Origin of the sequence: Rubrivirga sp. (genome assembly GCF_049648075.1) — a bacterium.
In the GTDB taxonomy this organism is placed as follows: domain Bacteria; phylum Bacteroidota; class Rhodothermia; order Rhodothermales; family Rubricoccaceae; genus Rubrivirga.
On record NZ_JBARYR010000609.1, the window covers coordinates 1 to 1,516 of the forward strand.

The 1,516-nt window shown below is 65.7% G+C and carries 1 protein-coding gene; it reads right to left on the minus strand.

Annotation, left to right across the window (positions count from 1 at the left end; translation table 11 throughout):
• Positions 1–267: 267 nt before the first annotated feature.
• A partial coding sequence (locus WBA11_RS16745; protein WP_424521789.1) for an AAA family ATPase occupies positions 268–1,516 on the minus strand: 1,249 nt, incomplete at its 5' end.

Consider the following 1,516-nt stretch of genomic DNA (forward strand, 5'->3'; position numbering starts at 1 on the left):
GGTTTATAGTGAACCGGAATGGCTGCGATATCTCCTCAACGCCCTCGAAAGTGACGACCCGAAATGTCTGTTCGTCGAGGTCATGGCAGGCGAAAGTGTGGCGGGTCTCCATGGTCGACGGTGCAGACGTCCTTGCGGGGCTTCAGGGTTAGTACGCGAAACCCTCGGGCTACCGGTCACGGCCGGCCTCGAGGACGACGAAACGCGACGCGGCCCCAAGCCCGGGAGTACCGAGTCGGGGCCGCGTCGAGATCGAGAGAAGGACTGCTACGCCGAGGGATCGGTGTTCCCGGGTTCCTCCTCCGCGTCCTCGTCCTCGAGGACGGGTGCTTCGGCCTCGAGAGTGCCGTCGCCGGCCGGCACCTCTTTGTCCGTCGGGGCCTCCGCTTCCACGGCAGGCGCCCCGTCGCCGCGAGCGTCTAGATCGGCCAGCGAGTCGTGGAACGTGTACGTGAAGTCGCCGGCCTCGTCGATGCCCAGCTCGAGGGCGGCGGGCATGTTCTCGTCCGCCAAGCGGGCCAGAAGCGCGCGGCTCGCGTTCGGCAGGACCGTCCGGTCGATGATCGCGTCGATGTTGCGGGCGCCGGCGTCGATCGTCGTGCACCGGTCGGCGATCTCCTCAACGACGGCGTCCGGGTAGACGAATTGGATGCCATGATTCTCCTGGAGTCGCTTGTTGACCTTGTTGAGCTTGAGGCGCGCGATCGCGCCCATCGCCTCGCGGTCGAGGCTGAGGAATGGGACCACGTTCATGCGCCCGAGCAAGGCCGGCTGGAAGTGGTTCGCTAATGGCTCGTGGATGAGACTGCGCAGCTCGTCGAGCGACGGGGCCTCCTCGGCCATCGAGGCCTGCTGCACCAACGCTGAGCCCACGTTGGAGGTGCACAAGATGATCGTGTTCGTGAAGTCGACCTCGCGGCCCTCGCCGTCGCGCAGGATGCCCCGGTCAAAGACCTGGTAGAACATCTCCATGACGTCGATGTGGGCCTTCTCGACCTCGTCGAGCAAAACCACGGAGTACGGCCGCTGGCGCACGGCCTCGGTCAGCACACCGCCCTCGCCGTAGCCGACGTAGCCGGGAGGCGAACCTTTGAGCTGGCTCGTCGTGTGGCTCTCCTGGTATTCGCTCATGTTGATCGAGACCAAGAACCGCTCGCCGCCGAACAGGAGCTCCGCGAGTGCCCGTGCCGTCTCGGTCTTGCCAACGCCAGACGGTCCGGCTAGAAGGAACACACCGAGCGGCGCGTCCTGCTTGCGCATCCCGGCCTTCGAGGTGCGGATCGCGTCCGAGATCTCCGTTAGTGCGTTGTCCTGGCCCCGGATCCTGGAGGTCAGCCTCTCTTCGAGCTCCAAGAGCATCTGAGCCTCGTCCTTGACCATGTCCCCAATAGGGATGCCAGTCCAATCCGCGATGACCTCGGCCACGACGCGTTGTCCGACCTCCGCGTGAACGAGCGGCCCTGCCTCGTCCTGCAGCCCGGAGAGCTGGGCGTGGAGGTCACGAACGCCCTCGGGC